A 23,639-nucleotide genomic window follows, 5' to 3' on the forward strand; every position below is an offset into this window, starting at 1 on the left:
CGCCATCTGAGGGTCTTTTTGCGCCAGTTCATCTGGCGGATCGCACTGCTCCGAGGGTTCACGCGGGGTGCTGGCAGCCCTCAAGCACTGCAAATCGCCACCTGAGGCCGTTGTTCAGGATGAACTACATAGGTGATCCAATCCGCTTCCTTCATGCTCGTTTCTCCTTTCTTTGCTATCGTTCAAACCCGAAGTCGCGGCCTTTGTCGCGCCCGCGCGAGCGCCTGACCTTCAAGGCCGAGCCTGCGCTCGACCGCGTTCGCCGCCGCCTCGAATTCTTCGGCGCTGACGCTCGCATCTTGCGGCGGGTTCAGACTGATAGAAAACAGATGGTTCGTGCAGCGCGTGCCAGCCGCAACCGCGTCCGCCTCAAGGAGTGCGCTGCGCAGATCATCACTGACAAAGCCGCGCAGCTCATGCAGCTCGACATGATCGTTGTCCCGCATGGTCAGCAGGTATCGCGCCAATTGCGCCCCGCCGCCACGTTCTTTGGCCTTGATAATCACGGCTTCAAATCCGGTCCGGTTTTGGAGCCTGATCCTGCTTGATGCAGCCCGAGCGCGATCAGGAGATCGCGGCGCATCGCCTGCACATCCTTGCAAGCTTGCCGCAAATCCTCTTCGGTTTCGGGTGTGACGGGTAGCGAGCCCGTGTTCACTGCCTTGGCGAGTTGGTTCGGGTTGGCCGACAGGCGCGATGTGCCGAGCGTGCCAAGCACACGCCCAAGGGCGGCGTGATCCTTCACGGGAAACTTGCTTCGTGTCGTGCGCGGGGTCACATCATTGCCGAACAGGCGTTCGCGGATGTATGCCCCTAACGCCTGTCCCGCAGCATCGTGCTCCAGGATGCCCCGCTCATCCAAGCTGAGCCGCAGCGAGAACGGTATCGGCTTACTTTCGACTTTCTTGTTTGCAAGTTATTGAAATAAATATGAAAATTCTTCATCTTCACGCTCCCGACCATCAAGGTCTAGTTGCGCGAGATGGTGTCCCCAATCTTCAAGAACCCTGAAAAGGAGGTTCGATTCCTCTCTCGTCAGGTCCGCCATTTACCGACAACACGGTGTCACATATGGTTGTCGCGGCGCGTCGGAGCCTGTGGCGGGTCGAGGCGTTTTCCGTCCGTGCCGTGCGAATTCCGGCTTGCGGCGGGGGTGTCGAAACAGTAATCAGATGCCTGTCGCGGGTGTAGCTCAATGGTAGAGCAGCAGCTTCCCAAGCTGACGACGAGGGTTCGATTCCCTTCACCCGCTCCATCACCCACCGCAGTTTTTGTCCGACTGTCAGGCTTGGGTCTGGCTGATGTCCACCGGCGCCAGAAGGCGGGCGGCTTCTTCGGCCAGAAGGCGCTCCTGTGCGGCACCAGCGACGGGTACGCGCCCTGCCTCGAGGAAGACGGGGGCGGCGAGGGGGGACACGCGTGGCAGGCGGCGCAGCGAGATGTGCGTGCCGATGCGCGCCAGCATCTCCTCGATGCGGCCGAAATCGACAAGCCCGCGCATTGCCTCGGCCCGCGTGATCCGCAAAAGCAGGTGATCGGGGTCGTATTTCACCAGCGTGTCATAGAGGATATCCGAGGATACCGTCGCCTGCCGCCCGCTCTTGCGCGCGCCCGGACTGTTGCGCTGGATGAGGCCCGCGATGGTGGCTGATGCGCGAAAGGTGCGTTTCATCACCGCGTTGCCCATGAGCCAGTTTTCCAGCCCTGCGCGCAAGCGATCGGGTGCAAAAAGCGGCGCGGCCTCGATCAGCGGCTCCAGGCCCCAGATCAGCGTGGCGTAATCGGTGGCGACAAAGCCCATGGGCGCCAGCCCCTCGGCCTCCATCTCCTTGGTCAGCAAAAGCCCCAGCGTCTGCTGCGCGTTGCGGCCTGCAAAGCCGTAGATGCAGGCATGTTCGCGCCCCTCATGGGGGAAGCTTTCGATCAGCAGCCGGTCACGGGCAGGCATCTGCGACAGCGCGCGCTGAAGGTGCAGCCAGTCGCGCACCGGCGCGGGCAGGTCGGGCCAGTCGGGCCGCGCCAGAAGTGCGAGGATACGGTCGGAAAGCTGCGTCGAGGTGGCGAATTTCGTGCCCGTATAGGTGGCGATCCTCGGGGTGCGCCCCGGATCGCGGCTCACCTCCACCACCATCTCGCGCAGGCCCTCGAACCGCACGACCTGTCCGCCGATGAGAAACGTGTCGCCGGGGCTGAGCGTGGCAGCGAATCCCTCCTCTATCTCGCCCAGAGGCGCGCCGCCGCGCGCGCGCTTCATCCGCACCTTGAGCGTGTCGGTATCCTGGATCGTGCCGATATTCATGCGGATCAGCCGCGCGGTGCGGGGGTCGCGCAACTGCCAGCGTCCGTCGGGCCGCCTTTGCAGGCGCTGCCAGCGGTCATAGGCCCTGAGCGCATAGCCCCCCGTGGCGCAGAACTCGAGGCAGGTGTCGAAATCGTCCTGTGTGAGCGTGGCATAGGGCCCGGCGGCGCGCACCTCCTCGAAAAGCGCGCCCGCGTCAAATGCCCCCGCACAGGCGCGGATGAGGATATGCTGGCAGAGCACATCAAGCGGTCCGGGGCCGCGCGGCGCGCCATCGAGATCATGCGCACGGACCGCCTCGAGCGCGGTCAGGCATTCCAGCACCTCGAAGCGGTTGGCGGGCACCAGCCGCGCCTTGGACGGCGCGTTGTAGCGGTGATTGGCGCGCCCGATGCGCTGCACCAGCCGCTTGACGTTCTTGGGCGCGCCGATCTGGATCACAAGGTCCACATCACCCCAGTCGAGTCCCAGATCGAGGCTGCCGGTGCAGACCACGGCGCGCAGGGCGCCTGCCGCCATTGCGGCCTCTACCTTTGCCCGCTGATCACGGTCAAGGCTGCCGTGATGGATCGCGATGGGAAGCGCGTCGTCATTGGCCAGCCACAGCTTGTGAAAGAAGATCTCGGCCTGCGCGCGGGTGTTGTGAAAGACCAGCGTGGTGCGGTGCGCGCGAATGGCGTCCAGCACGGCCGGGATCGCATGGGCAGCACCCCCCCCGGCCCAGGGCGGTGGCGCGCCCACATCGAGCATGGTGATATCCGGCTCGGGGCCGGGATCGGCGCGGAGGATGTCGCAGGGCGTGTGCCCATGGGCAAGGAACCGGGCGAGCGCGGGCGGGTCCTCGACCGTCGCCGAAAGCCCCACCCGGCGCAGACCGGGGCAGAGCGCCTGAAGCCGCGACAACGCCAGCATCAACTGATCGCCGCGCTTCGATTCGGCGAGTGCGTGGATTTCATCGACGATCACACGGGTGAGGCCGCCAAAGATGCGCCGCGCGTCCTCGCGGGAGAGAAGCAGCGCAAGGCTCTCGGGCGTGGTCAGAAGGATATGGGGCGGGTCGGCGCGCTGTCGGCGTTTGACATGCGAAGAGGTGTCGCCGGTGCGGTCCTCGACGCGGATATCAAGGCCCATCTCGGCAATCGGCCCGGTCAGGTTGCGCCTGATGTCGGCGGCGAGCGCCTTCAGCGGCGAGATATAAAGCGTGTGAAGGCCGGTGCGGGGCCGCTTGCATAGATCCGCAAGCGTCGGGAGAAACCCCGCCAGCGTCTTGCCGCCCCCCGTGGGCGCGATGAGCAGTGTCGCAGGCGACTGCGCCCGCGTCAGCATCTGCGCCTGATGTGGGTGCAGTTGCCAACCACGGGCAGCAAGCCAGTGTGCGATGGGGGCGGGCAGGGTGTTCATGCAGCGAAAGCTAGCACTCTGCTGCGCCGGGGGAAGGGCGCGCGTCTTACCCGAAGACCGCTCCGAACGTGCCGCGATAAAGCGCCGAAAGCTCCGAGAGAGGGGCCTCGCTACGGCCAAACCGCACCGTGTCTCCGTTGAAGCGGCCCACGGTCGCAAGCGGCACGCCAGCCCTGCCCGCAGCGATCATCAGAGCCTCGGCCTGATCAAAGTTGCAGGCGATCAGATAACGCCCCTGATCCTCGCCGAAGAGCGTGGCCATGTCGTCGCTTTCAAGCGTCACGCCCACACCCGCGGCTTCGGCCATCTCGAAGGCGGCCAGCGCCAGCCCGCCGTCGGAAAGATCGGTGCAGGCGCGGATGAGCGCGTGATTGGCGCGGATGAATTCGCCGTGGCGGCGCTCTGTGTCGAGATCAACTGGGGGCGCGTCGCCTTCCGTGCGGTTGAATACCTCCGCCAGCAACGCCGATTGACCCAGATGACCACGCGTCTCGCCCAGAAGCAGCGCCACATGCCCCTCGCGCGCCTGACCGAGAATGGCGGTCTCGGGGTCGCGGATGATCCCGACCGCGCCGATGGTCGGGGTGGGCAGGATCGCGGTGCCGTCGGTTTCGTTATAGAGCGAGACATTGCCTGACACGATCGGCATGTCGAGTGCTGTGCAGGCGGCACCGATGCCCTGAATGGCCCCGACGAACTGGCCCATGATCTCGGGCTTTTCCGGGTTCCCGAAATTGAGGTTGTCGGTGGTGGCAAGCGGCAGGGCGCCGGTGGCGGTCAGGTTGCGATACGCCTCGGCTACCGCCTGCTTGCCGCCCTCGACCGGGTTTGCGCGCACATAGCGCGGGGTGACATCGGAGGTGAAGGCCAGCATCTTGCCGGTGTCGTGCACCCGGATCACGCCCGCGCCAAGGCCGGGGGTGCGCACCGTGTCGGCCATCACCATCGTGTCGTATTGCTGATAGACCCATTCGCGCGAGCAGTAATTGACCGAGCCGATCAACGCCTTGAGCCCGTCAATGGGGGCGATGGCGGGCACGGTGGTCGCGTCAAGCGGCGGGGGCGGTGTGGTCTCGACGAAGGGCCGGTCGTATTCGGGGGCGGAGGAAGACAGTTTCGACAGCGGCAGGTCGGCCTTCACCGCATTGCCGTGCAGGATCAGGAAACGGTCCTCGGGGATGGTCTCGCCCACGATGGCGAAATCGAGATCCCATTTCTCGAACACCGCCCGCGCCTCGGCCTCTTTCTCGGGGCGCAGCACCATGAGCATCCGCTCCTGGCTTTCGGACAGCATCATCTCATAGGCACTCATGCCCTCTTCGCGCTGCGGCACCGCGTCGAGCGTGAGCTTGATGCCAAGCCCGCCCTTGTCGCCCATCTCGACCGCCGAACAGGTCAGGCCTGCCGCCCCCATGTCCTGAATCGAGATCACCGCGCCGGTCTGCATCAGTTCAAGACAGGCCTCCATCAGGCGTTTTTCGGTGAAGGGGTCGCCCACCTGCACGGTGGGGCGCTTTTCCTCGATGCTGTCGTCGAATTCGGCGCTGGCCATGGTGGCGCCGCCAACGCCGTCGCGGCCCGTCCTGGCCCCGAGATAGACCACGGGCATGCCCACACCGCTTGCCGCCGAGTAGAAAATCGCATCGGCATCCGCGAGACCGGCGGCGAAGGCGTTGACAAGGCAGTTGCCGTTATAGGCCGGGTCAAACCGCACCTCGCCGCCCACACATGGAACGCCGAAGCAGTTTCCGTAGCCGCCCACGCCCTCGACCACGCCATGCACAAGCTGGCGCGTCTTGGGGTGCGCCACTTCGCCGAAGCTGAGCGCGTTCATCGCCGCTATGGGGCGCGCGCCCATGGTAAAGACATCGCGCAGGATGCCGCCGACGCCGGTGGCGGCCCCCTGATAAGGCTCGATATAGGAGGGGTGGTTGTGGCTTTCCATCTTGAAGACCACCGCCTGTTCGTCGCCGATATCGACGACGCCCGCGTTCTCGCCCGGCCCGCAGATGACCTGCGGGCCTGAGGTGGGCAGGGTGCGCAGCCATTTCTTCGACGATTTGTAGGAACAATGCTCGTTCCACATGGCCGAGAAGATGCCGAGTTCGGTGAAGGACGGCTCCCGCCCGATGATCTCGAGGATGCGCGCGTATTCCTCGGGCTTGAGGCCATGGGCGGCAATGAGATCGGGGGTAATGGCGGGCTCTTGCATGGGTGCGCTCCTGAAGGGGGCTTGATGCGCGCGTCTTTAAAGCAAGGCCGCGGCAGGGGGAAGGGGGGCGCTCAGGGCGCGAGATAGCGTTCGAGCACAAAGGCGGGTATGGCCCCGCGCAGCAAGCGGTCGGGCAGGACGTAGGACGGGGCCAGATCGAGGCCGAGACGGGCCGCGAGATCGCTATGCTCCGCCATGTCGAGCACGCTAACGCGAAGGTTCAGGTGGCGGGCCAGCACACGCAACTCGGCCTCGGCCTGCGCGCAATCGGGGCAATCGGGCGCGGTGAAGAAGGCGAGGCGCGTGTCGGCATCCTTGGGACCAAAGCCGGGCAGGTCGGGGGAAAAAAGATCGGGCGCCGCGCGCGACAGGAGCGCGAGATCGCGGGCGACCTCGTCGGCGTAGAGATCAAGCGGCGCGGGTGTGGTCAGAGGCGCGAGAAGCGCCGGCATGGCGATGAGCGTTTCGCGAATCGCCTCGCCAAGCGGCGAGCGCGATTGTATCGGCCCCGCCCCGAGTGGCGGGGCCGTGGCCATGAGCACGGCCAGACAGCCTGCCAGACGGGCTTGCCTCTTCATCCCTTGACCGGGAAAACGAAGCAGCGGTCGCGCCGGATCATCAGCCAGAGCACGGTGCCCGCCTTGGGCAGAAACACATTCGGCACGCTGGCCTTGAGCCGCGAGCCGTCGTGATCCATGCGGAATTCCAGCAGGCTTTCGGCACCCATGAAGCGCGCCCGCTCGACCACGCCGCGCGCGGGCGTGCCGTCTTGCGGGGTGGGGTTGGGGCCACGCCCGCCACGGTCGAAGTCGATCTTGATGTGTTGCGGGCGGATGACGATCTCTACCTCCAGCCCGTCGGGCGCGCCCGGCACGAGGAACTGGCCAAAGGGAGTGTCAGTAAGCGCGTTGCGCACCGTGCCGCGAATGACGTTGATCTCGGAGAAGAACGCCATCGCGCTGCGATCCACAGGCGCGTTGTAGACATTGTAGGGCGCACCTTGCTGAACGATCCGCCCGTCGCGCATCAGCGCGATCTGATCGGCCATGCGCATCGCCTCTTCGGGTTCATGCGTGACCAGAAGAACGGCGGTGTCCTCTTCGCGCAGGATGTCGAGGGTCTCGTCGCGGATGCCGTCGCGCAAGCGGTTGTCGAGCCCGGAAAACGGCTCGTCCATGAGCATGATGCGCGGACGCGGCGCCAGCGCGCGCGCCAGCGCCACGCGCTGTTGCTCGCCGCCTGACAGTTCGTGCGGGAAGGCGTCGATATGGTGCAGAAGGTGCACCCGTTCGAGCAGCTCGCGCACCCGCGCGCGTTTCTCGGGGCGCGACGTGCGCAGGCCGAAAGCCACGTTCTCGGCCACGCTCAGATGCGGGAACAGCGCGAAATCCTGAAACATGAGGCCGATCTGCCGCCGTTCAGGCGGCACGCGGAACACCGTATCGCAGATCAGCTTGCCATCGACATGGATCTCGCCAGAATCCTGCATCTCGACGCCCGCGATGATCCGCAACGTCGTCGATTTTCCGCAGCCCGAGGGGCCAAGCAGGCAGGTCACCTGACCGGGCATCACCTTGAGCGAGACATCATTGACCACCGCGCGCCCGTCATAGCGGCGCACAAGGTTCCTGATTTCTAGCCGGGGGAGCGGGGTCTGCACCGGGGCCTCTTCCATGATCCGAGCGATTTCGTCGGGTTTTCGTTCCGATATCAAGCCGCCCGATGGGTTGCAAGCTGCGCAGCGGTCAGGTGGCGGGCATGTCCATCATCGCGGTGAATTCGGCCTCGGCGGCCAGTTCGCCCGCGACGAGCGCCCGCCCAGAGAATTTCCAGACCTTCCCGCCGGGCTTGCCACGCCGTGTCTCAAGCTCCATCTCGAGCACATCGCCCGGCACCACCATGCGGCGGAACTTGGCCGCCTCGATGGCCATGAAATAGACCAGCATGTTGCGATCCGCGAGATCAAGCCCCACGCCCACCAGGATTGCCGCGGTCTGGGCCATGGCCTCGATTATGGTCACGCCTGGCATGATCGGCTTGCCTGGAAAATGACCCTGGAAATGCGGTTCGTTCATGGTGACGTTCTTGATGCCGCGCGCGCTTTGATAGCCGTCGATATCCACCACGCGATCCACCAGAAGGAACGGATAGCGGTGCGGGATGATCCGTTGGATGAGATGGATATCCGCGGTCTTCAACGGCGCGCTCATGGCAGATCCTTTCGGCGTTAGATGAGCTTTGCTATCAAGCGCGCCGCCTCACGGCAAGCGTGCTACTCGGCGGGGGCAGGGGCAAGATTGTCCTCGCTTTCGGTCAGCGGCGGAAGACCGGTCGGGCCGGCCCCGATCCGCGCGTCGATCCGCGCGATGGCAAGATCGGTCACATCGGCCACGTCGGCCCGCAGGATGACGCTGCGCACGTCCATGAGCACCACCGCGTCCGCCTCTTGCACAAGCTCGGCCAGAACCGGCTGCGCAACGCGCATGAACTGGATCGGCCCGAGATCGCGCCGCCGCTCAAGCTCGCGCGAGAGCCGCTCGCTCTCGCGGCGCAATTCGGTCACCTTGGCGTCGAAGTTGTCGGCGAGATCGCGGAACGCCTCGGGCGTGGTGAGGGCGCGCTGTGCGGTGAGCGCGCCTTCCTCGGCCTCAAGTTCGGCGGCGATACGGTCGTTGCGCGCGATGAGTCGCTCGCGCGCGGCATCGAGTTCGGACTGCAGGCGCTTGCCATAAACGGTCTCGTTCAGAAGCCGGTCGATGTCGATCACCAGAATATCGCTCTGCACGACTCCCAGAGCCTGGGCGCGCGCATGTGTTCCGGTGATGATCCCGGTCAGCAGCAACAGGATCAACCAGGTGCGCATGTCAGAAATTGGTGCGTGCCGTCAGGTTGAAACTTTGCTCGCGGTCCCCCGGTTCGGATTTGAGGACATTGGAAAAATCCATTCGGATCGGCCCGAACGGCGAATTCCAGAACAGCGACAACCCGATCACGTGGCGCGGTTCAAAGCTGGTGGAATCAAGTGGCAGAACTGCCGACCCCTTGTCGCCGATTCCCCAGATCGAGCCGATATCGTAGAATGCCCCGCCCGTGATGCCGAATTCTTCCGGCAAGCCGATCGGGAATTCTGCCTCGAACTTGAGCGCGGCGAAATAGTCGCCGCCAAGATGCTCGTCGCCCTCGACCGGCCCCATGCCGTTGCTGTCAAAGCCCCGCATGACCGATGTGGCAAAGCGGTCCAGAAAGCGACTGTTCTGCCCGCTGTTGAACTGGATCGCCCCGGCCTCGAATATGGCGCGCAGCGTCACCTCTTCGCGGAACACGTCGGTTTCCGCGACAGCGCGCGCGGTGGTCTTGATGAACTCGTTGTCGCCGCCGATCCCGGCGAATTCCTGCCCGAAGGACAACAGAACGCCCGCCTTGGGATTGAGGCCCTTGCGGCGGGTGTCATAGATGAACTCGTAGCCTGCGGAACTTGTCCAGAGGCCGCCTCGGGCGATATCGTTCTGAAGGATACCCGACGTTCCCTTGTAGTTGGACATTTCGCTGTAGCCGACGTTGTAGAACACGCCAAAGCGTGTGTTTTCGCCGGTCGGGAAGGTCAGGCTGGGGCGGAACACGCCGATCGCCGTGTCGAACAGGCTGTTGTCGCGTTCGGTTTCGCGGAATGCGAAATCCAGACCAAGGGCGACATCGCGGCCCAGAAAGGCCGGTTCGACAAAACCGATATTGTAGTTGATGTTGTCTGCCGTGCCGAGAATATTGAAGGTCAACTGCTGGCCGCGGCCAAGGAAATTGCGCTCGGAAAAGCCGAACTGAAGGCCAAGGCCGCTATCTGTCGAGAAGCTGGCACCCACCGAGACCGACCCGGTCGTGGTTTCCTCGACATCGGCCTTGATGATCACCTGATCGGGGCGCGAGCCCTCGCGGGCGTTTACATCGACATTTGCGAAGAATCGCAGCGCGCGGATGCGTTCGGCCGCCTGCCGGATGGCGCGCGGGTTGAACGGATCGCCTTCTGCGGTGTCGAACTGGCGCCGGATCACGCGGTCAAGCGTGGTGGTGTTGCCTTCTATGTCGATGCGCTCGACAAAGACGCGGGGGCCGCGGAGCAACACGAATTCCAGATCGAGCGTCAGGTCGCGCTCATTGCGGGTGACGCGCGGCTCGATGCGCAGGAAATCGACGCCGTTACTGACCGCAAGCCGTTCCATCCGCGCTATGGAGTTTTCCACCAGCGTCGGCGAATAGATTACGCCGGGGCGGATCTTGAGCGTGTCGTGATATTCGGCGGCATCGACGCCGGGAAACTCGCTGACCGTGGTGATCTCGCCAAAGCGGAACTGCTGGCCTTCCTGCACGGTGAAGGTGATGAAATAGGCGTCCCGTTCGCGTGCCAACTCGGCATTGACGCCGGTCACGCGAAAATCGACATAGCCGCGCGAGTTGTAGAAATCGGTCAGCACTTGCCGGTCGAAATTCACCCGGTCCTCGACAAAGCTGTCGCGCTGGATCAGGGCGCGCAGGAGGCCCGTCTGCTTGCTCTGGATCACGCGGCGCAGGCGGCGGTCCGAGAAGGCGCGGTTGCCCGAAAAGCCGATCCGCTGCACCTCGATGCCACGCCCCTCGAATATCTCGAACACGAGATCGACGCGGTTATCGCTGCGGCGGATCACCTTGGGGGTCACGCGCGCCGCCACGCGGCCGTTCTGGGCATAGGCTTCGGCAATCGTGGCCGCGTCGCGCTCGGCCTGCGTGGGGCTGAATACCTGACGCGCCCGGCTCTGGATGAACCCGCCAAGCGCGTCGTCCTTGATGCGGTTGTTGCCCTCGAAGGCGATCCGGTTGATCGTCGGGAACTCTGTCACGCGGATGAGCAGCGTGTTGCCGCGCGGCTCAAGCTCGACCGTCTCGAAAAGTCCCGATGCAAGAATGCGTTGATAGGCGTCGTTGAGTTGCCCCTGGCTGAGCGACTCGCCGCGCGTAATGCCGGCAAAGGACAGGATCGTCGCCCCTTCGATCCGTTGATTGCCCTCGATCGCCACATCCGAGAAGCGGTAGTCTTGCGCGTTTGCGGCACTCCAGACACCCGGCAGGGCCATCGACAGCGCAAGGACAACGGCAGCAATCAGGCGCTTGAAACCAGCGGCCCTGAGGCGCGCCGCAAAAAATCCGCTCATCGATCAAACCCAGTCAGACATCCCATTGACCGAAGTCACTACCCCGTCTGCCAAGGCTTGTCAAAACGCGAATCCGTCGTCTCAGAACCCGCTCAGATAGCTTGCCGCTATCAGCGCCACCGCCAGTGCGGCGAGAAAAAGCAGAAGATCGGCATTGAGCCCCAAGAGCACTGACGCCCCGCGATAGCCGTCCTTGATCTGTCGCATGGTTCACTCCTTTCGGGCCCGGATTTCCGCTTCCGGGTCATACGGAAAGGACACTGCCTTTGCCTCGTGGCGGATTTTGGTAGGGACTATGGCAATAATGGGGCGTTTCCTCGGCCCCGCGACACCATGAACGCCCCCAGCCGCGCCAGCCCTTCCTCGATATCGCCCGTGGCCTGCGCATAGGAAAACCGCAGCGTGCCCGCCCCGCGCGCAGGATCGAAATCAAGCCCCGGCGTCACGGCCACACCGGCATGTTCGAGGATCTCGGCGGCCAGAGCGCGGCTGTCATCGGTCAGGTGGCGCACATCGGCATAGACATAGAAGGCGCCATCAGGCGGCGCGATCCGGTCGAACCCGGCCTTTGGCAACCCCTCCAGCATCAGCGCCCGGTTGCGGGCGTAAACCGCCATGTTGGCCTCCAGCTCCGCGGTGCAGTCCATCGCCGCCAGGGCAGCGATCTGGCTGGCATGGGACGGGCAGATGAACAGGTTCTGCGCCAGTCGCTCGATGGTGCGGACATGGTCCTCGGGCACCACCATCCAGCCGATGCGCCAGCCGGTCATCGAGAAGTACTTGGAGAAGGAATTGATCACGTAACAGTCGTCGGTGATCTCGAGCGCGCTTGTGGCGCGCCCCTCATAGGTGATGCCGTGATAGATCTCGTCGCTGACAAAAGACGCGCCCGCCTCCTGCGCCGCACCGACAAGCGCCGCCAGGGCCGTTGCGTTCAGCATCGTGCCGCTCGGATTCGCGGGGCTCGCCACCAGCAGCCCGGCCAGATCGCGGCCTCTCAGATCTTCGGGCGCCGGCTGCAGGCGGTTTTCCGCCGAGGTTTCGATGTCCACCGCCACCAGATCGAGAGCGCGCAGGATCTGGCGATAGCTGGGATATCCCGGTGCGCCGATGCCGACCCGGTCGCCGGCGTCGAAAAGCGCGGTGAAGGCAAGGATGAAGGCCCCCGATGATCCCGGCGTGATCACCACGCGCGCGGGATCGAGATCGACGCCATACCAATCCTTGTAATGGCGCGCGATGCGCGCGCGCAGCGCGGGCAGGCCGAGCGCCACCGTATAACCGAGTGCGTCGTCTTCCATCGCCTGCGCCAGCGCCGCGCGCGCGCCTTCGGGCGCGGGCGTGCCTGGCTGGCCCACCTCCATATGGATGATGTGCTGGCCGGCCTCTTCGGCGCGGCGCGCCGCCTCCATCACGTCCATGACAATGAACGGGTCGACCTTGGATCGGCGGGCAGGGCGCATTACATTCCTCCTCGATGCAGGGGTTTCGGCCCCGTTTCAACGGGAAAGGCGGCCAAGGTCAATGCACAGCCTGCGCATATTCGCGGCCTTGATGCTCTTGAGCCTGACATTCGCGGCACCCGCCCGCGCCATCACGCTTCTGCGCGATCCCGATATAGAGCATGCTCTGCGCACTCTGGCCGCGCCCGTTCTGCGTGCCGCCGGTCTGAGCCCCGAGCGGGTGAACATTCTCATCCTCGATGCGCCCAGCCTCAACGCTTTCGTGGTCGATGCCGATAACATCTTCCTGCATTCGGGCCTGATCCAGCGGATGGAGACCCCAGCCATGCTGCAATCGGTGATCGCGCACGAGGCCGCCCATATCGCCAACGGTCACCTGATGCGCCGCCCGATCCACCTGCGCGATGCGCGCAATGCTGCCGCTCTTGGCATGATCCTGGCCGGGATTGCCGGGGCGGCGACCGGCAGCGCCGAGCTTGGCGCGGGGGCGGCGGTTGGTCTTCAGGGGGCAGCGATCCGCAGTTTCTTTGCCCATACCCGCGCCGAGGAGAATGCCGCCGACGAAAGCGGGATGCGCTTTCTGCATCGTGCGGGCATCGACCTCAGTGGCGCCGTGCAGGTGATGGACCTGTTTACCGGGCAGGAATCCCTCGCGCTGACCCGGCAGGACGCCTATGCACGCACGCATCCGCTGTCGCGTGACCGCATGCGCCGCATCCGGGCCCTGGCCGAGGCACAAGGTGCGCAGGCCGCCCCCGACCCGCAAGCTGATTACTGGTTCGCACGCGCCAAGGGCAAACTCTCGGCGTTTCAGCGTGATCCGAAATGGACGCTCACCCGTGCCGGCGAGTCGGGATTCGAGGATGTGAAACTGATGCGACAGGCGGTTGCGTTTCACCGCCAGGCCGATCTGGGCCGTGCGCTTCCGGCGATCGATGCGGCCATCGCGCGCCGCCCGGACGACGCCTATCTTCACGAGTTGCGCGGCCAGATCCTGATGGAAAGCCGCCAGATCAAGGCCGCTGTCGCCGCTTACGCGCGCGCGGCCAATCTGGCCCCCCGCAACGCACTGATCCTCGGGTCATACGGGCGCGCGCTGCTGGCTGACGGGCAGGTGCGCGAGGCAGCGAAATTCCTGGAAAGCGCGCGCGCGCGCGACGGACGCGATTTCCGCGTGCTGCGCGATCTGGCGCAGGCCGAGGCGCAGCTTGGCAATCAGGGCATGGCCTCGGTTCTGACCGCCGAGCGGTATGCCATGGCGGGCCGTCTCAAGGATGCGCGCATCCACGCCGAACGTGCTTCGGGGATGCTGCCACAGGGGTCTCCCGGGTGGCGTCGCGCGCAGGATGTGCTACATGCTGCTCAGACAGCAGAAAAACGGAGCAAGAGATAGTGCCCTACCGCCTCAGCCTCACCGCCGCCCTTCTTGCCATGATCGTCGCGCTGCCCGCGCAGGCGCTTGAGATCGAGAATCTCGACGAAAGCGGGCGCGCCGCGCTGCGCGCCGAAATCCGTGCCTACCTGCTTGAAAACCCTGAGGTGATCATGGAGGCGGTTGCCGTGCTCGAAGAGCGAGAGGCCGCCGGTCAGGCCGCAGCCGATGTGGATCTGGTGCGCGCCAATGCGGACGCGCTGTTCAATTCGCCTGGCGACTGGGTGGGAGGCAACCCCGACGGCGACATCACGCTCGTTGAGTTCATGGATTACCGGTGCAGCTTCTGCCGCCGCGCCGTGCCCGAAGTCGAGGGGCTGCTTGCCACGGATGGCAATATCCGCCTCATCCTAAAGGAATTCCCGATCCTCGGCGAGGAGTCCGTCGCCGCGTCGCGCTTTGCCATCGCCACGAAGATCGTCGCCGGCGATGACGCCTACAAATCCGTGCATGACGCGCTCATGAGCTATACCGGCTCGATGAACACGGCGGGCTTTACCCGGCTGGCCGATGCGCTCGGGCTTGATGCCAGCGCGATTGTGGCAGAGATGGACAACGATGCTGTGACTGCGGTGATCGCCGCGAACCACGCCCTCGCACAGCGCCTGCGCATCAGCGGCACCCCCTCTTTCGTCATGGGCGAGCACATGCTGCGCGGTTACCTGCCGCAGGCGCAGATGCAGGCCATCGCAGACGAGATCCGCACCAACTGAGCCGCGGCGCCGCGCTCAGAGCTTGCGGATCTTCAGCCGGGTGATGCGGTTGTCCTTGCGCGCCAGCACCTGAAACCGGAAGCCGTGGAAGATGAACACCTGATCGACTGCCGGGATCATCTGTGCCTCGTGGATGACCAGTCCGGCGACGGTATTGGCCGCGTCGTCGGGCAGCGACCAGTCATTCGCGCGGTTGAGGTCGCGAATCGTCATCGCCCCTTCCACCAGATAATCCCCCTCGGGGGTGCGCCGCAGGATATGGTCGGCCTCGATGTCGAATTCGTCGGCGATCTCGCCGACGATCTCTTCGAGGATATCTTCGAGCGTGATCAACCCCTGAAGCGAGCCGTATTCGTCCACCACCAGCGCAAAATGGCTGCGCATCCGCAGGAACTGGCGCATCTGGTCGTCCAGCGTGGTGGTTTCGGGCACGAAATAGGGTTTGCGCGCGATCGCGCGCACGTCGAAATCATCGAGCGCGGCGGCGCCCTTGTCGCTGCTTGTCACAAGGCCGTGGATGGCGCGCAGCACGTCGCGCGCATGAACCACGCCGATGATGTTGTCGGGATCGCCCAGATAGAGCGGCAAGCGGGTGTGGTTGCTTTTCAGGCATTGATCGAGGATTGCCTGCGGATCGGCCTCGGCGTCGATCATCTCGATGCGCGAGCGGTGGAGCATGATCTCTTCAACCGCACGCTCGTCGAGATCGAGCGCCCCAAGAATGCGGTCGCGGTCCTCCTTCTCGACCACGCCCTCGGAATGGCCCAGATAGAGCGCGCCGGCGATTTCCTCGCGCACGGCAAGGATATGGCTGTCGGGATCGGCCTGCACACCGAAACCGCTCAGGATCAGCCGCACCAGCCAGCGCACGGCCCCCACGACCGGATCAAAGACGCGGATCACCCAGACGATCAGCGGCGCGGTGCGCGCCGCGGCGGTCTCGGCATTGGTGATGGCATAGGTCTTGGGCAGAACCTCGGCAAAGATCAGCACCAGCAGCGTCATCACGAGCGTCGCCACGACGACGCCGCTTTCCCCGAAAAGCCGGGTGAAAAGCGCGGTTGCCAGAGAGGCGGCGAGGATGTTGACAAGGTTGTTGCCCAGAAGCACCGAGCCGATGAGCCGCTCGTTGTCCTCGGTGATGCGCAGCGCCGTGTCGGCCCCGGCCGAGCCTTTCTCGGCCTGCGCGCGCAGCTTGGCGCGAGAGGCCGCCGTCAACGCCGTCTCGCTTCCCGAGAAGAACCCGGACAGCACCAGCAGCCCGAAGATCGAGGCCACGGTGATCCAGAAGGTCAGGTCAAGAAGGGTGTCGCTCGCATTCATTGGTCACATTCCCTTGTCGCGTGGCGCGGTTATGGGGGTTTGCGCCCATGCGATCAAGGCGGCGGGCGCGCCCCGGTGTCACCCTTCCTGAATGGTCACGTCGCGACGCGGGCCGATGTCATGCCCACTCGCCGGTAAAGCCCTTCGGGATCAGCAGCATGTCCCGATCCAGATCGTGCACGTCGCGCCGGCCGCACAGCCCCATCGATTTGTCGAGTTCGTCGCGGATCAGCTCGAGTGCGCGTGTCACTCCCGCCTCGCCCAAGGCGCCCAGCCCGTAGACGAAGCTGCGTCCGACATAGGTGGCTCTGGCGCCAAGGGCGAGCGCCTTGAGCACGTCCTGACCCGAGCGGATGCCGCTGTCGAGATGCACCTCGATTCTGTCGCCGACCGCCTCGACAATCTCGGGCAGGGCGCGGATGGACGAAAGCGCGCCGTCAAGCTGCCGCCCGCCATGGTTCGACACGATGATGGCGTCGGCGCCCACATTGAGCGCCTCGCGCGCATCGCGCACATCCATGATCCCCTTGATGATGAGCGGGCCGTCCCACATTTTGCGAAACACCCGGATACGGTCCCAGTCGAGTGCCTGATCGAACGCTTCAGCCGTCCATGCGCTCAACGAGGAGGGGTCCGTCACCCCCTTGGCATGGCCGACGATATTGCCGAAAAACCGCCGCTTGGTGCCCAGCATCCCAAGGCCCCAGTGCACCTTGGTCATCATGTTGGCGACGGATTTCATGGTGAGCTTGGGCGGGGCGGAAAGCCCGTTTTTCAGATCCTTGTGGCGCTGCCCAAGCATTTGCAGGTCCACCGTGATCATCGCCGCCGAGCAGTTCGCCGCCTTCGCGCGGTCGAACAGGCGTTGCATGAAATCATCGTCCTTGAGGGTGTAGACCTGAAACCAGAACGGTTTTTCGGTGTGCTCGGCCACGTCCTCGATGGAGCAGATCGACATGGTCGAGAGGGTGAACGGCACACCGAACTTCTCTGCGGCGCGGGCCGCCTTGATCTCGCCATCGGCGCATTGCATCCCCGTCAGCCCGACAGGGGCCAGGCCCACCGGCATCGCCACCTTCTGGCCGATCATCGTCGTCGCCAGATTGCGGCCCGTCATGTCGATGGCAACGCGCTGCCTGAGGTGCAGCTTTTCGAAATCGGTGGTGTTCTCGCGGAATGTCTGTTCGGTCCAACTGCCCGATTCCGCGTAATCGTAAAACATCTTGGGGACGCGGCGACGGTAGATCTGCTTGAGATCGTCGATGCAGGTGATGACGGGCATGGGCGGCACTCCGGAAATTGGTAAGATCGCCTTACCAGCATGGTGCCGCGCGCGCAATCGCTGCGGTTGCCGCCGCTTCTCTGGCTCTCGCTCGGCGGACCTGCCTCACGCCCTCAGGAAGCGAACAGCGGCTGCGCTTCGCGCAGAACGGTATAGGTCAGAAGCGCGGCGCCGATCGGGGGCACATGCAGAAACAGGGTCAGCCCCAGCGTCACGATGGTCAGCCGCAACGGCACCGAGGGGATGGCGGGCAGGTTGCCCGGTTCGAGCGCGCCGCTGGCCCAGCTATCCGTGACCGCCATGGTGCGCCTGTTGCGCGCCTCGGCCAGGATCTCGGCCGAGAGCCTGGGTGCGGTCGCGGACAGCAGGTCAAAGCTGCGGTCGATCAGCGCGCTGCCCACAGGTTCTGCCGCCGGGCCACGCAGGATCGCGTCAAACGGCAGATAGCCCTGCACCCGCTCGATGGCGCGGTTCAGCAGCTCGGAATAGGCTGAGGGGTCAAAGGCCGCGCGGCGCTTGCGTGCGGGCGCCCCGACCGCGATGACAAGGTAATGCGGGTTATCCTCGTGGGCGGGCGGCAGCCAGCCAAGCGCGAAGCGCACGCGCTCGCGGTCGATGAGCGCGATGTCATCGCCATCCCATGTCAGCCGACGCACCTGGGTCGCCAATGCCAGCGACGCGATGTCGAATTCCTCGACAATGTCGGGAAAGCCCATCTGCGGGGGTGCATGGTATTCCAGAGCAGCGATCTCGCCGAAATTCTGCCTGTTCATCTGCGGCCCCTTGGCTCATGCATGATCGTCATTATGGGAATTCGTTTAACCGCTTGCCAAACTGATGCTTCCAACCCGTCACGTCCGGTGCCGCTAGCGCCGGTCGATTTGTGCCGCCATAATGGCGATTGCCTTCTGATAGACACCGGCGGCATTCCATTGCTGGATCACCGCGAAATTCGGTTCGCCTTCCTGATAGCCCTGGCCAGGTTGCCAGCCCTTCTGGCGCAGGAAATTCGCGGTCGAGGCCATGGCATCGGCGAGGTTGTAGAAATCCACCCGCCCGTCGCCATCGGCATCGACCCCGTAGCGCAACGCATTGCCGGGCAGGAACTGGGTATGACCCAACTCGCCGTGGCGCGCGCCAAGGGTCGCGCCGGTGATCGCGCCCTGATCCACCAGCTTGAGCGCGCCGATGGCGTGGGGGCGGAAGAAATCCGAGCGGCGGCAATCATAGGTCAGCGTCACGATGGCCGAGACCACCGAGGTATCGCCCATGAACCCGCCAAAGCCCGTTTCCATCCCGTGAATGGCAATAAGCACCCCGGCAGGCACGCCATAATGCCGCTCCAGCGCGTCATAAAAGGCCGCGTCGCGGGCGCGCCGCTTGCGTCCCTGCGCGACGATGGTGGAAGACCCGCGCAATTCCATGAACCTTTCCAGGCTGTAGCGAAAGCTTTTCTGGTTACGGTCCGCCGCGATGGTACGATGTGTGTATTGCGCCGCCCCGAGGGCCGCAAGCCCGCGCTGCCCGACGCCCGAGGCTGCCGCTTCGCGGGCGAAACCGGCCTTCCACGCCTCGAATCCCTGGGCGGTGTCGCCGCATGGGGCGGCTTGGGCTGTTCCCGCCATCAGCAGGATCGCGACCCCAAAACCGGCGATCCGGCCGCCGCACACCCCAGACATCATCGCTCTCCTGCTGACATGTAAGGCAATGCGCTCAGTCTAACGCCCCACGACTGTCGGGCAAGGCCCGTTGCCCGCCATAAGCGGTAGGCAGATGCGGGGCGGGCGATCATGGCACGAGGCTTTGCACCAGCTCTGCCGCCTGCGCGATCTGACCGGTGGTGCTCAGCACCATGAAGAATCCCGTGAGCGCCGAAACCTGTGACGTCAGGCGCAGATTCTCGCCACGCAGCAGGTTGAACACCACAAGCGCCGCGGCGGCGGGAAGGGCAAAGAGCCCCAGTGTGATCGTCATCATCCAGACGGCAAGGCGCAGCGGCGCAGTCGGTTCGCGCACCGACGCGGTTTCCTCGTGCGGTTCCGGTGCCGGATCGGGCTCGCGAAACGCGGCGCGCAAGGCATCGAGACGCGACTGGTCATCGCCTGGGATTGTATTTTCCGGCATGTGCTCGCACAGCGCGGCATAGGCGCTCTCGACATCGGGCAGTTGCTTGCGTTTCCGTTTGATGTTCGAGGCCATCCGGGGCGGGGTGGGCAGGGCGGCCGTGCCGGTCACCGCGGCGCAGAACTCGGCGCGGGTCAGCACCGCGTCGGGATCGGTCCATTGCACGAAATCGGGCGCAAGCACGCCCTGAAGATCGGCCAGAAGATGCGCGATCATCGCCTGCATTCGCCTCTGATCCGACGGTTGCGGCCCCTCGCACATCAGCGTTACCATGAGGCGCTGCGCCGCCGTCTTGTCGACGCGCGCTACATGGCACGCCCCGGCGATCCGCAGGCGGCAATCGAGATCGCCGGTGCGGATGACCGCAAGTTCTTCAGAGAGGCAGCGCCGTTCACGTACGCGCGCGTCCAGACGCTCCAGTGTATCGCCCACACGGCAGACCATCGCCGCCATGTCGAACGGCCTGTTACCCAGGAAGATCAGCCCAGCCGTAACCTTGTGAGATGTGGTGGTCATGGTGGTTTCCGTTTCTCGTTGCTCGATCGTCTTCGGAGTTAACCTTGATCTGCAATCAGGGAGTCAGTTTGTTTCAAATTTGATTACATTTGGGCAATCAGCGCATTTCCCTGATTTTGGTTCCGAAGTGGCAACGGTATCGCCCAGAAAGGAAAAGGCGCCCCGGCACGGGACGCCTTATGATTGTGTGATGTGGCCTGATTGTGGCAGGATGGCTGCCTCAGCAGCTGTAATACATCCCGAACTCGACCGGGTGCGGGGTGTGCTCGAACTTGTGCACCTCGTCCATCTTGAGGGCGATATAGCCCTCGATCTGGGCCTTGGTGAACACGTCGCCTGCAAGCAGGAAGTCGTGATCGCGCGCCAGCGCGTCAAGCGCCTCTCGCAGGCTGCCGCAGACGGTCGGGATGTCCTTCAACTCCTCGGCCGGCAGGTCGTAGAGGTTCTTGTCCATCGCCTCGCCCGGATCGATCCGCGACTTTATCCCGTCAAGCCCCGCCATCAGCAATGCGGCGAAGGCCAGATAGGGGTTGGCCGCCGGATCGGGGAATCGGGCCTCGACGCGCTTGGCCTTGGGGCTTTCGGTCCACGGGATACGGATACAGCCCGAGCGGTTGCGCGCCGAATAGGCCCGCAGCACCGGTGCCTCGAAGCCCGGCACCAGCCGCTTGTAGCTGTTGGTGGTGGGGTTGGTGAAGGCGTTGAGCGTCTTGGCGTGCTTGAGGATGCCGCCGATGAACCACAGCGCCTCCTGGCTCAGATCGGCATATTTGTCGCCCGCGAAAAGCGGCTTGCCGTCCTTCCAGATCGACATGTTGACATGCATGCCGCTGCCATTGTCGCCATAGATCGGCTTGGGCATGAAGGTGGCCGACTTGCCATAGGCATGGGCCACGTTGTGGATGACGTATTTGTATTTCTGGATCTCGTCGGCCTGTTTCACGAGCGTTCCGAAGATGAGTCCAAGCTCGTGCTGGCAGGACGCCACCTCGTGATGGTGCTTGTCCACCTTCATGCCCATGCGCTTCATGGTCGAGAGCATCTCGGCGCGCAGGTCCTGCGCGTCATCGACCGGGTTCACCGGGAAATAGCCGCCCTTGAGGCCGGGCCGGTGACCGGTATTGCCGGTCTCGAACTCGGCGTCGGTATTCCACGATCCGTCAACGGCATCGACCTCGTAGGACACCTTGTTGATGGTGTTGGAGAACCGCACGTCGTCGAAGAGGAAGAATTCCGCCTCGGGGCCGAAATAGGACACATCGCCCACACCCGACGCCTTGAGATAGGCCTCGGCCTTTTCGGCGGTACCGCGCGGGTCGCGCTCATAGGGCTCGCCCGTGTCCGGTTCCACCACCGAGCAGTGAATGCACAAGGTTTTCTCGGCATAGAACGGATCGACATAGGCGCTTTCGGTGTCGGGCATGAGCTTCATGTCGCTGGCTTCAATGCTTTTCCATCCGGCGATGGAGGAGCCGTCGAACATGAACCCTTCTTCAAGGAAATCCTCGTCCACCAGGTCGGCCACCACCGTCACGTGTTGCAGTTTGCCACGCGGGTCGGTGAAGCGGATGTCGACATAGTCGATCTCCTCGTCCTTGATCTGCTTGAGGAGCGCGTCTGTGCTCATGGAAAAATCCCTTTCTTCCTTTGGGTGTGTCAGAGCGCGTCCGGACCGGACTCGCCGGTGCGGATGCGAATGGCCTGTTCGACCGGGCTGACAAAAATCTTGCCGTCCCCGATCTTGTCGGTGCGCGCCGCGTCGATGATCGCCTCGATCGCGCCTTCCACCTGATCGTCGTCAACCACCACGTCGATCTTGACCTTGGGCAGGAAGTCCACGACGTATTCGGCCCCGCGATAAAGCTCGGTATGGCCCTTCTGGCGGCCAAAGCCCTTGACCTCGATAACCGAGAGGCCCTGAATTCCGGCCTCCTGAAGGGCTTCCTTGACCTCGTCGAGCTTGAAGGGCTTGATGATCGCCTCGATCTTTTTCATCGTCCGGGCCTCCTGCGCCATGTCTTGACCGTTTGAGACCACTTCCCGCGCGGGGCGACAATCGGCTAGGCTGATTTTCGGGCATGGTTTCGGCCGGGTTGGGAGCTGTTGTTCAAAAATTGAGCAATATGCCTGTAGATTAGTCAAAAATGAATCGCAGGGATGGGGACATGACCGAATTGCTGACCGCCGCCCAAATGCGCGCCATCGAACGGGCCGCGATTGAGTCGGGTGCCGTGACCGGGTTGGAATTGATGGAACGCGCCGGGCGCGGCGTGGTGGAGGCTGTGTTCGAGGAATGGCCCGCGCTTTCCCAAGCGCCTCACAAGGTGGTCGTGCTCTGTGGGCCGGGCAACAATGGCGGCGACGGGTTCGTTGTGGCGCGGTTGCTGAAGGGGTGGGGCTGGGAGGTGGAGGTTTTTCTCTATGGCGAGGCTGCCAGTTTGCCGCCGGATGCCAAGATCAATCATGACAGGTGGTGCGAAATGGGGACGGTGGCGCGCCTTGCCGGAGCGGTGAAAGACGAGGGTGCCGCGCTTCTGGTCGATGCGCTTTTCGGCACCGGTCTTGCGCGCCCGCTCGGCGGGGCGGCGCGCGTCGCGCTGGCCTCGCGGGCAGGCAAGGTGGTGGCGGTCGATCTGCCCTCGGGCCTGTGCAGCGATAGCGGGCGGATCTTGGGTGAGGGCGCCATGCGCGCGGATCTCACCGTGACGTTCCATGCCGCCAAGCTGGGACATCACCTGTCCGATGGGCCCGCGCATTGCGGTCATCTTGCGCTGGCCGATATCGGCCTTGTTCCCGGCCCGGATGCCGTGCGTCTCATCGCGCCACCCAAGGCCGCATGCCTCGCCAAATGCGCCGGGCACAAATACGACCACGGCCACGCCCTTATCCTGACGGGCGGCGCTGGCAAGACCGGCGCGGCGCGGCTGGCGGCGCGGGGCAGCTTGCGGATCGGGGCGGGGGTGGTCTCGCTTGGCGTGCCTGGATCGGCGCAGCAGGAGGTGGCGGGGCATATCACCGCGTTGATGCTGACCCGGATCGAGGACGGTGACGCCCTGACCCAAGCCCTCAAGGACAGGCGGATCAATGTGCTCTGTCTGGGTCCGGGGATGGGCACCGGGGAGAGAGCAAAGGCGTTGATCGCGGCGGCGTTGGATGTCGGTGGGTTTCACCCACCCTACGAGGGCCGCTCGCTGGTGTTGGACGCGGACGCGCTGACGGTGATTGCGCATGATAAGGCGTTGTTCGGGATGCTGCACGAGCGATGCGTCCTGACGCCCCATGGCGGAGAGTTTGCGCGCCTGTTCCCCGATATCGCCGAAAAACTGACCACGGCCGCCACGAACGGCCCGGCCTTTTCCAGGGTGGATGCCACGCGCGAAGCGGCGAGACGGGCGGGCTGCGTTGTGCTGCTCAAGGGCCCTGACACGGTGATCGCTGCGCCCGATGGCCGGTGCACCATCCATTCGGCGCAATATGAGCGCGCTGCCCCCTGGCTCGCCACAGCTGGCGCGGGCGATGTGCTGGCGGGGTTCATCACCGGGCTTCTGGCGCGGGGGCTGCCGCCGATGCAGGCCGCCGAGACCGCCGCGTATTGCCATGTGGAATGCGCGCGCGCCTTCGGGCCGGGCCTGATTGCCGAGGACCTGCCAGAGGAACTGCCAAAGGTGCTGCGCGCGTTGTGATCGCGTGCCGC

At 64.5% G+C, this 23,639-nt stretch carries 21 protein-coding genes and 1 tRNA gene; 4 read left to right on the forward strand and 18 right to left on the reverse strand.

Annotated elements, in window-relative coordinates; genetic code table 11:
• Window positions 1-182 precede the first annotated feature (182 nt).
• Window positions 183-506, reverse strand: a complete 324-nt coding sequence (locus KAK09_RS00005; protein WP_210876788.1) for a hypothetical protein — start codon at window positions 504-506, stop codon at window positions 183-185.
• On the reverse strand, window positions 503-862 hold the full coding sequence (locus tag KAK09_RS00010; RefSeq protein ID WP_247650979.1) for a hypothetical protein: 360 nt from the start codon (window positions 860-862) through the stop codon (window positions 503-505). Before KAK09_RS00010 ends, KAK09_RS00005 begins: the two co-directional genes overlap by 4 nt.
• Before the next feature lie 319 nt (window positions 863-1,181).
• On the opposite strand from KAK09_RS00010, the gene KAK09_RS00015 reads away from it, so the two are divergent.
• Window positions 1,182-1,255, forward strand: a tRNA-Gly gene (locus KAK09_RS00015).
• A gap of 27 nt (window positions 1,256-1,282) precedes the next feature.
• On the opposite strand, the gene KAK09_RS00020 is transcribed toward KAK09_RS00015, so the two are convergent.
• The 9 genes from KAK09_RS00020 to KAK09_RS00055 all read right to left on the reverse strand — a co-directional run bounded on the left by KAK09_RS00020 (window position 1,283) and on the right by KAK09_RS00055 (window position 12,555).
• Window positions 1,283-3,700 carry a ligase-associated DNA damage response DEXH box helicase gene (locus KAK09_RS00020; RefSeq protein ID WP_210876789.1) on the reverse strand — a complete coding sequence of 806 codons (2,418 nt, stop codon included), beginning with the start codon at window positions 3,698-3,700 and terminating at the stop codon, window positions 1,283-1,285.
• Window positions 3,701-3,746: 46 nt separating this feature from the next.
• Window positions 3,747-5,912 carry a phosphoribosylformylglycinamidine synthase subunit PurL gene (purL, locus tag KAK09_RS00025; protein WP_210876790.1) on the reverse strand — a complete coding sequence of 722 codons (2,166 nt, stop codon included), beginning with the start codon at window positions 5,910-5,912 and terminating at the stop codon, window positions 3,747-3,749.
• A 71-nt stretch (window positions 5,913-5,983) separates the two neighbouring features.
• Window positions 5,984-6,490, reverse strand: coding sequence for a thioredoxin domain-containing protein (locus KAK09_RS00030; RefSeq protein WP_210876791.1), 507 nt, complete (start codon window positions 6,488-6,490; stop codon window positions 5,984-5,986).
• Window positions 6,487-7,587 carry an ABC transporter ATP-binding protein gene (locus tag KAK09_RS00035; RefSeq protein WP_247650980.1) on the reverse strand — a complete coding sequence of 367 codons (1,101 nt, stop codon included), beginning with the start codon at window positions 7,585-7,587 and terminating at the stop codon, window positions 6,487-6,489. The genes KAK09_RS00030 and KAK09_RS00035 overlap by 4 nt, the downstream gene beginning before the upstream one ends.
• A 70-nt stretch (window positions 7,588-7,657) precedes the next feature.
• Window positions 7,658-8,122, reverse strand: a complete 465-nt coding sequence (gene fabZ / locus KAK09_RS00040) for a 3-hydroxyacyl-ACP dehydratase FabZ (protein WP_210876793.1) — start codon at window positions 8,120-8,122, stop codon at window positions 7,658-7,660.
• 62 nt (window positions 8,123-8,184) lie between these two features.
• The gene (locus tag KAK09_RS00045) at window positions 8,185-8,775 is read right to left on the reverse strand and encodes an OmpH family outer membrane protein (RefSeq protein ID WP_210876794.1); all 591 of its coding nucleotides are present in this window, start codon (window positions 8,773-8,775) and stop codon (window positions 8,185-8,187) included.
• Between the two features lies 1 nt (window position 8,776).
• Window positions 8,777-11,092 (reverse strand): outer membrane protein assembly factor BamA, encoded by a 2,316-nt coding sequence (bamA, locus tag KAK09_RS00050; protein WP_210876795.1) that lies wholly within the window; start codon window positions 11,090-11,092, stop codon window positions 8,777-8,779.
• 81 nt (window positions 11,093-11,173) lie between these two features.
• Window positions 11,174-11,299: a hypothetical protein gene (locus tag KAK09_RS18965; protein ID WP_272491234.1), complete on the reverse strand. Its 126-nt coding sequence runs from the start codon at window positions 11,297-11,299 to the stop codon at window positions 11,174-11,176.
• An 86-nt stretch (window positions 11,300-11,385) separates the two neighbouring features.
• A complete protein-coding gene (locus KAK09_RS00055) occupies window positions 11,386-12,555 on the reverse strand; it encodes a pyridoxal phosphate-dependent aminotransferase (protein ID WP_210876796.1) in 1,170 nt (389 codons plus the stop codon).
• A 61-nt stretch (window positions 12,556-12,616) separates the two neighbouring features.
• On the opposite strand from KAK09_RS00055, the gene KAK09_RS00060 reads away from it, so the two are divergent.
• Both KAK09_RS00060 and KAK09_RS00065 read left to right on the forward strand, forming a co-directional pair.
• Entirely contained in the window at window positions 12,617-13,948 is a 1,332-nt protein-coding gene (locus tag KAK09_RS00060; protein WP_210876797.1) for a M48 family metalloprotease, read from the forward strand.
• A 38-nt stretch (window positions 13,949-13,986) separates the two neighbouring features.
• The gene (locus tag KAK09_RS00065; protein WP_210877335.1) at window positions 13,987-14,700 is read left to right on the forward strand and encodes a DsbA family protein; all 714 of its coding nucleotides are present in this window, start codon (window positions 13,987-13,989) and stop codon (window positions 14,698-14,700) included.
• Window positions 14,701-14,715: 15 nt separating this feature from the next.
• Here the strand turns inward: KAK09_RS00065 and KAK09_RS00070 are convergent, their stop codons facing one another.
• The 7 genes from KAK09_RS00070 to KAK09_RS00100 all read right to left on the reverse strand — a co-directional run bounded on the left by KAK09_RS00070 (window position 14,716) and on the right by KAK09_RS00100 (window position 21,940).
• The gene (locus KAK09_RS00070) at window positions 14,716-16,023 is read right to left on the reverse strand and encodes an HlyC/CorC family transporter (protein ID WP_210876798.1); all 1,308 of its coding nucleotides are present in this window, start codon (window positions 16,021-16,023) and stop codon (window positions 14,716-14,718) included.
• A 118-nt stretch (window positions 16,024-16,141) separates the two neighbouring features.
• The gene (locus tag KAK09_RS00075; RefSeq protein ID WP_210876799.1) at window positions 16,142-17,305 is read right to left on the reverse strand and encodes an alpha-hydroxy acid oxidase; all 1,164 of its coding nucleotides are present in this window, start codon (window positions 17,303-17,305) and stop codon (window positions 16,142-16,144) included.
• A gap of 113 nt (window positions 17,306-17,418) precedes the next feature.
• Window positions 17,419-18,078, reverse strand: a complete 660-nt coding sequence (locus KAK09_RS00080) for a hypothetical protein (RefSeq protein ID WP_210876800.1) — start codon at window positions 18,076-18,078, stop codon at window positions 17,419-17,421.
• A gap of 93 nt (window positions 18,079-18,171) precedes the next feature.
• On the reverse strand, window positions 18,172-18,930 hold the full coding sequence (locus KAK09_RS00085) for a lytic murein transglycosylase (protein WP_247651009.1): 759 nt from the start codon (window positions 18,928-18,930) through the stop codon (window positions 18,172-18,174).
• Between the two features lie 163 nt (window positions 18,931-19,093).
• A complete protein-coding gene (locus KAK09_RS00090; RefSeq protein WP_210876802.1) occupies window positions 19,094-19,945 on the reverse strand; it encodes a hypothetical protein in 852 nt (283 codons plus the stop codon).
• Between the two features lie 220 nt (window positions 19,946-20,165).
• Window positions 20,166-21,572 carry a type I glutamate--ammonia ligase gene (gene glnA / locus KAK09_RS00095; RefSeq protein WP_210876803.1) on the reverse strand — a complete coding sequence of 469 codons (1,407 nt, stop codon included), beginning with the start codon at window positions 21,570-21,572 and terminating at the stop codon, window positions 20,166-20,168.
• Window positions 21,573-21,601: 29 nt separating this feature from the next.
• Window positions 21,602-21,940 carry a P-II family nitrogen regulator gene (locus KAK09_RS00100; RefSeq protein ID WP_210876804.1) on the reverse strand — a complete coding sequence of 113 codons (339 nt, stop codon included), beginning with the start codon at window positions 21,938-21,940 and terminating at the stop codon, window positions 21,602-21,604.
• Between the two features lie 170 nt (window positions 21,941-22,110).
• Between KAK09_RS00100 and KAK09_RS00105 the strand changes: the two genes are divergently transcribed.
• Window positions 22,111-23,628 carry an NAD(P)H-hydrate dehydratase gene (locus tag KAK09_RS00105; RefSeq protein ID WP_210876805.1) on the forward strand — a complete coding sequence of 506 codons (1,518 nt, stop codon included), beginning with the start codon at window positions 22,111-22,113 and terminating at the stop codon, window positions 23,626-23,628.
• The last annotated feature ends 11 nt before the right edge of the window (window positions 23,629-23,639 follow it).

The sequence above is a fragment of the Roseovarius autotrophicus genome (assembly GCF_018069895.1).
GTDB lineage: Bacteria > Pseudomonadota > Alphaproteobacteria > Rhodobacterales > Rhodobacteraceae > Roseovarius > Roseovarius autotrophicus.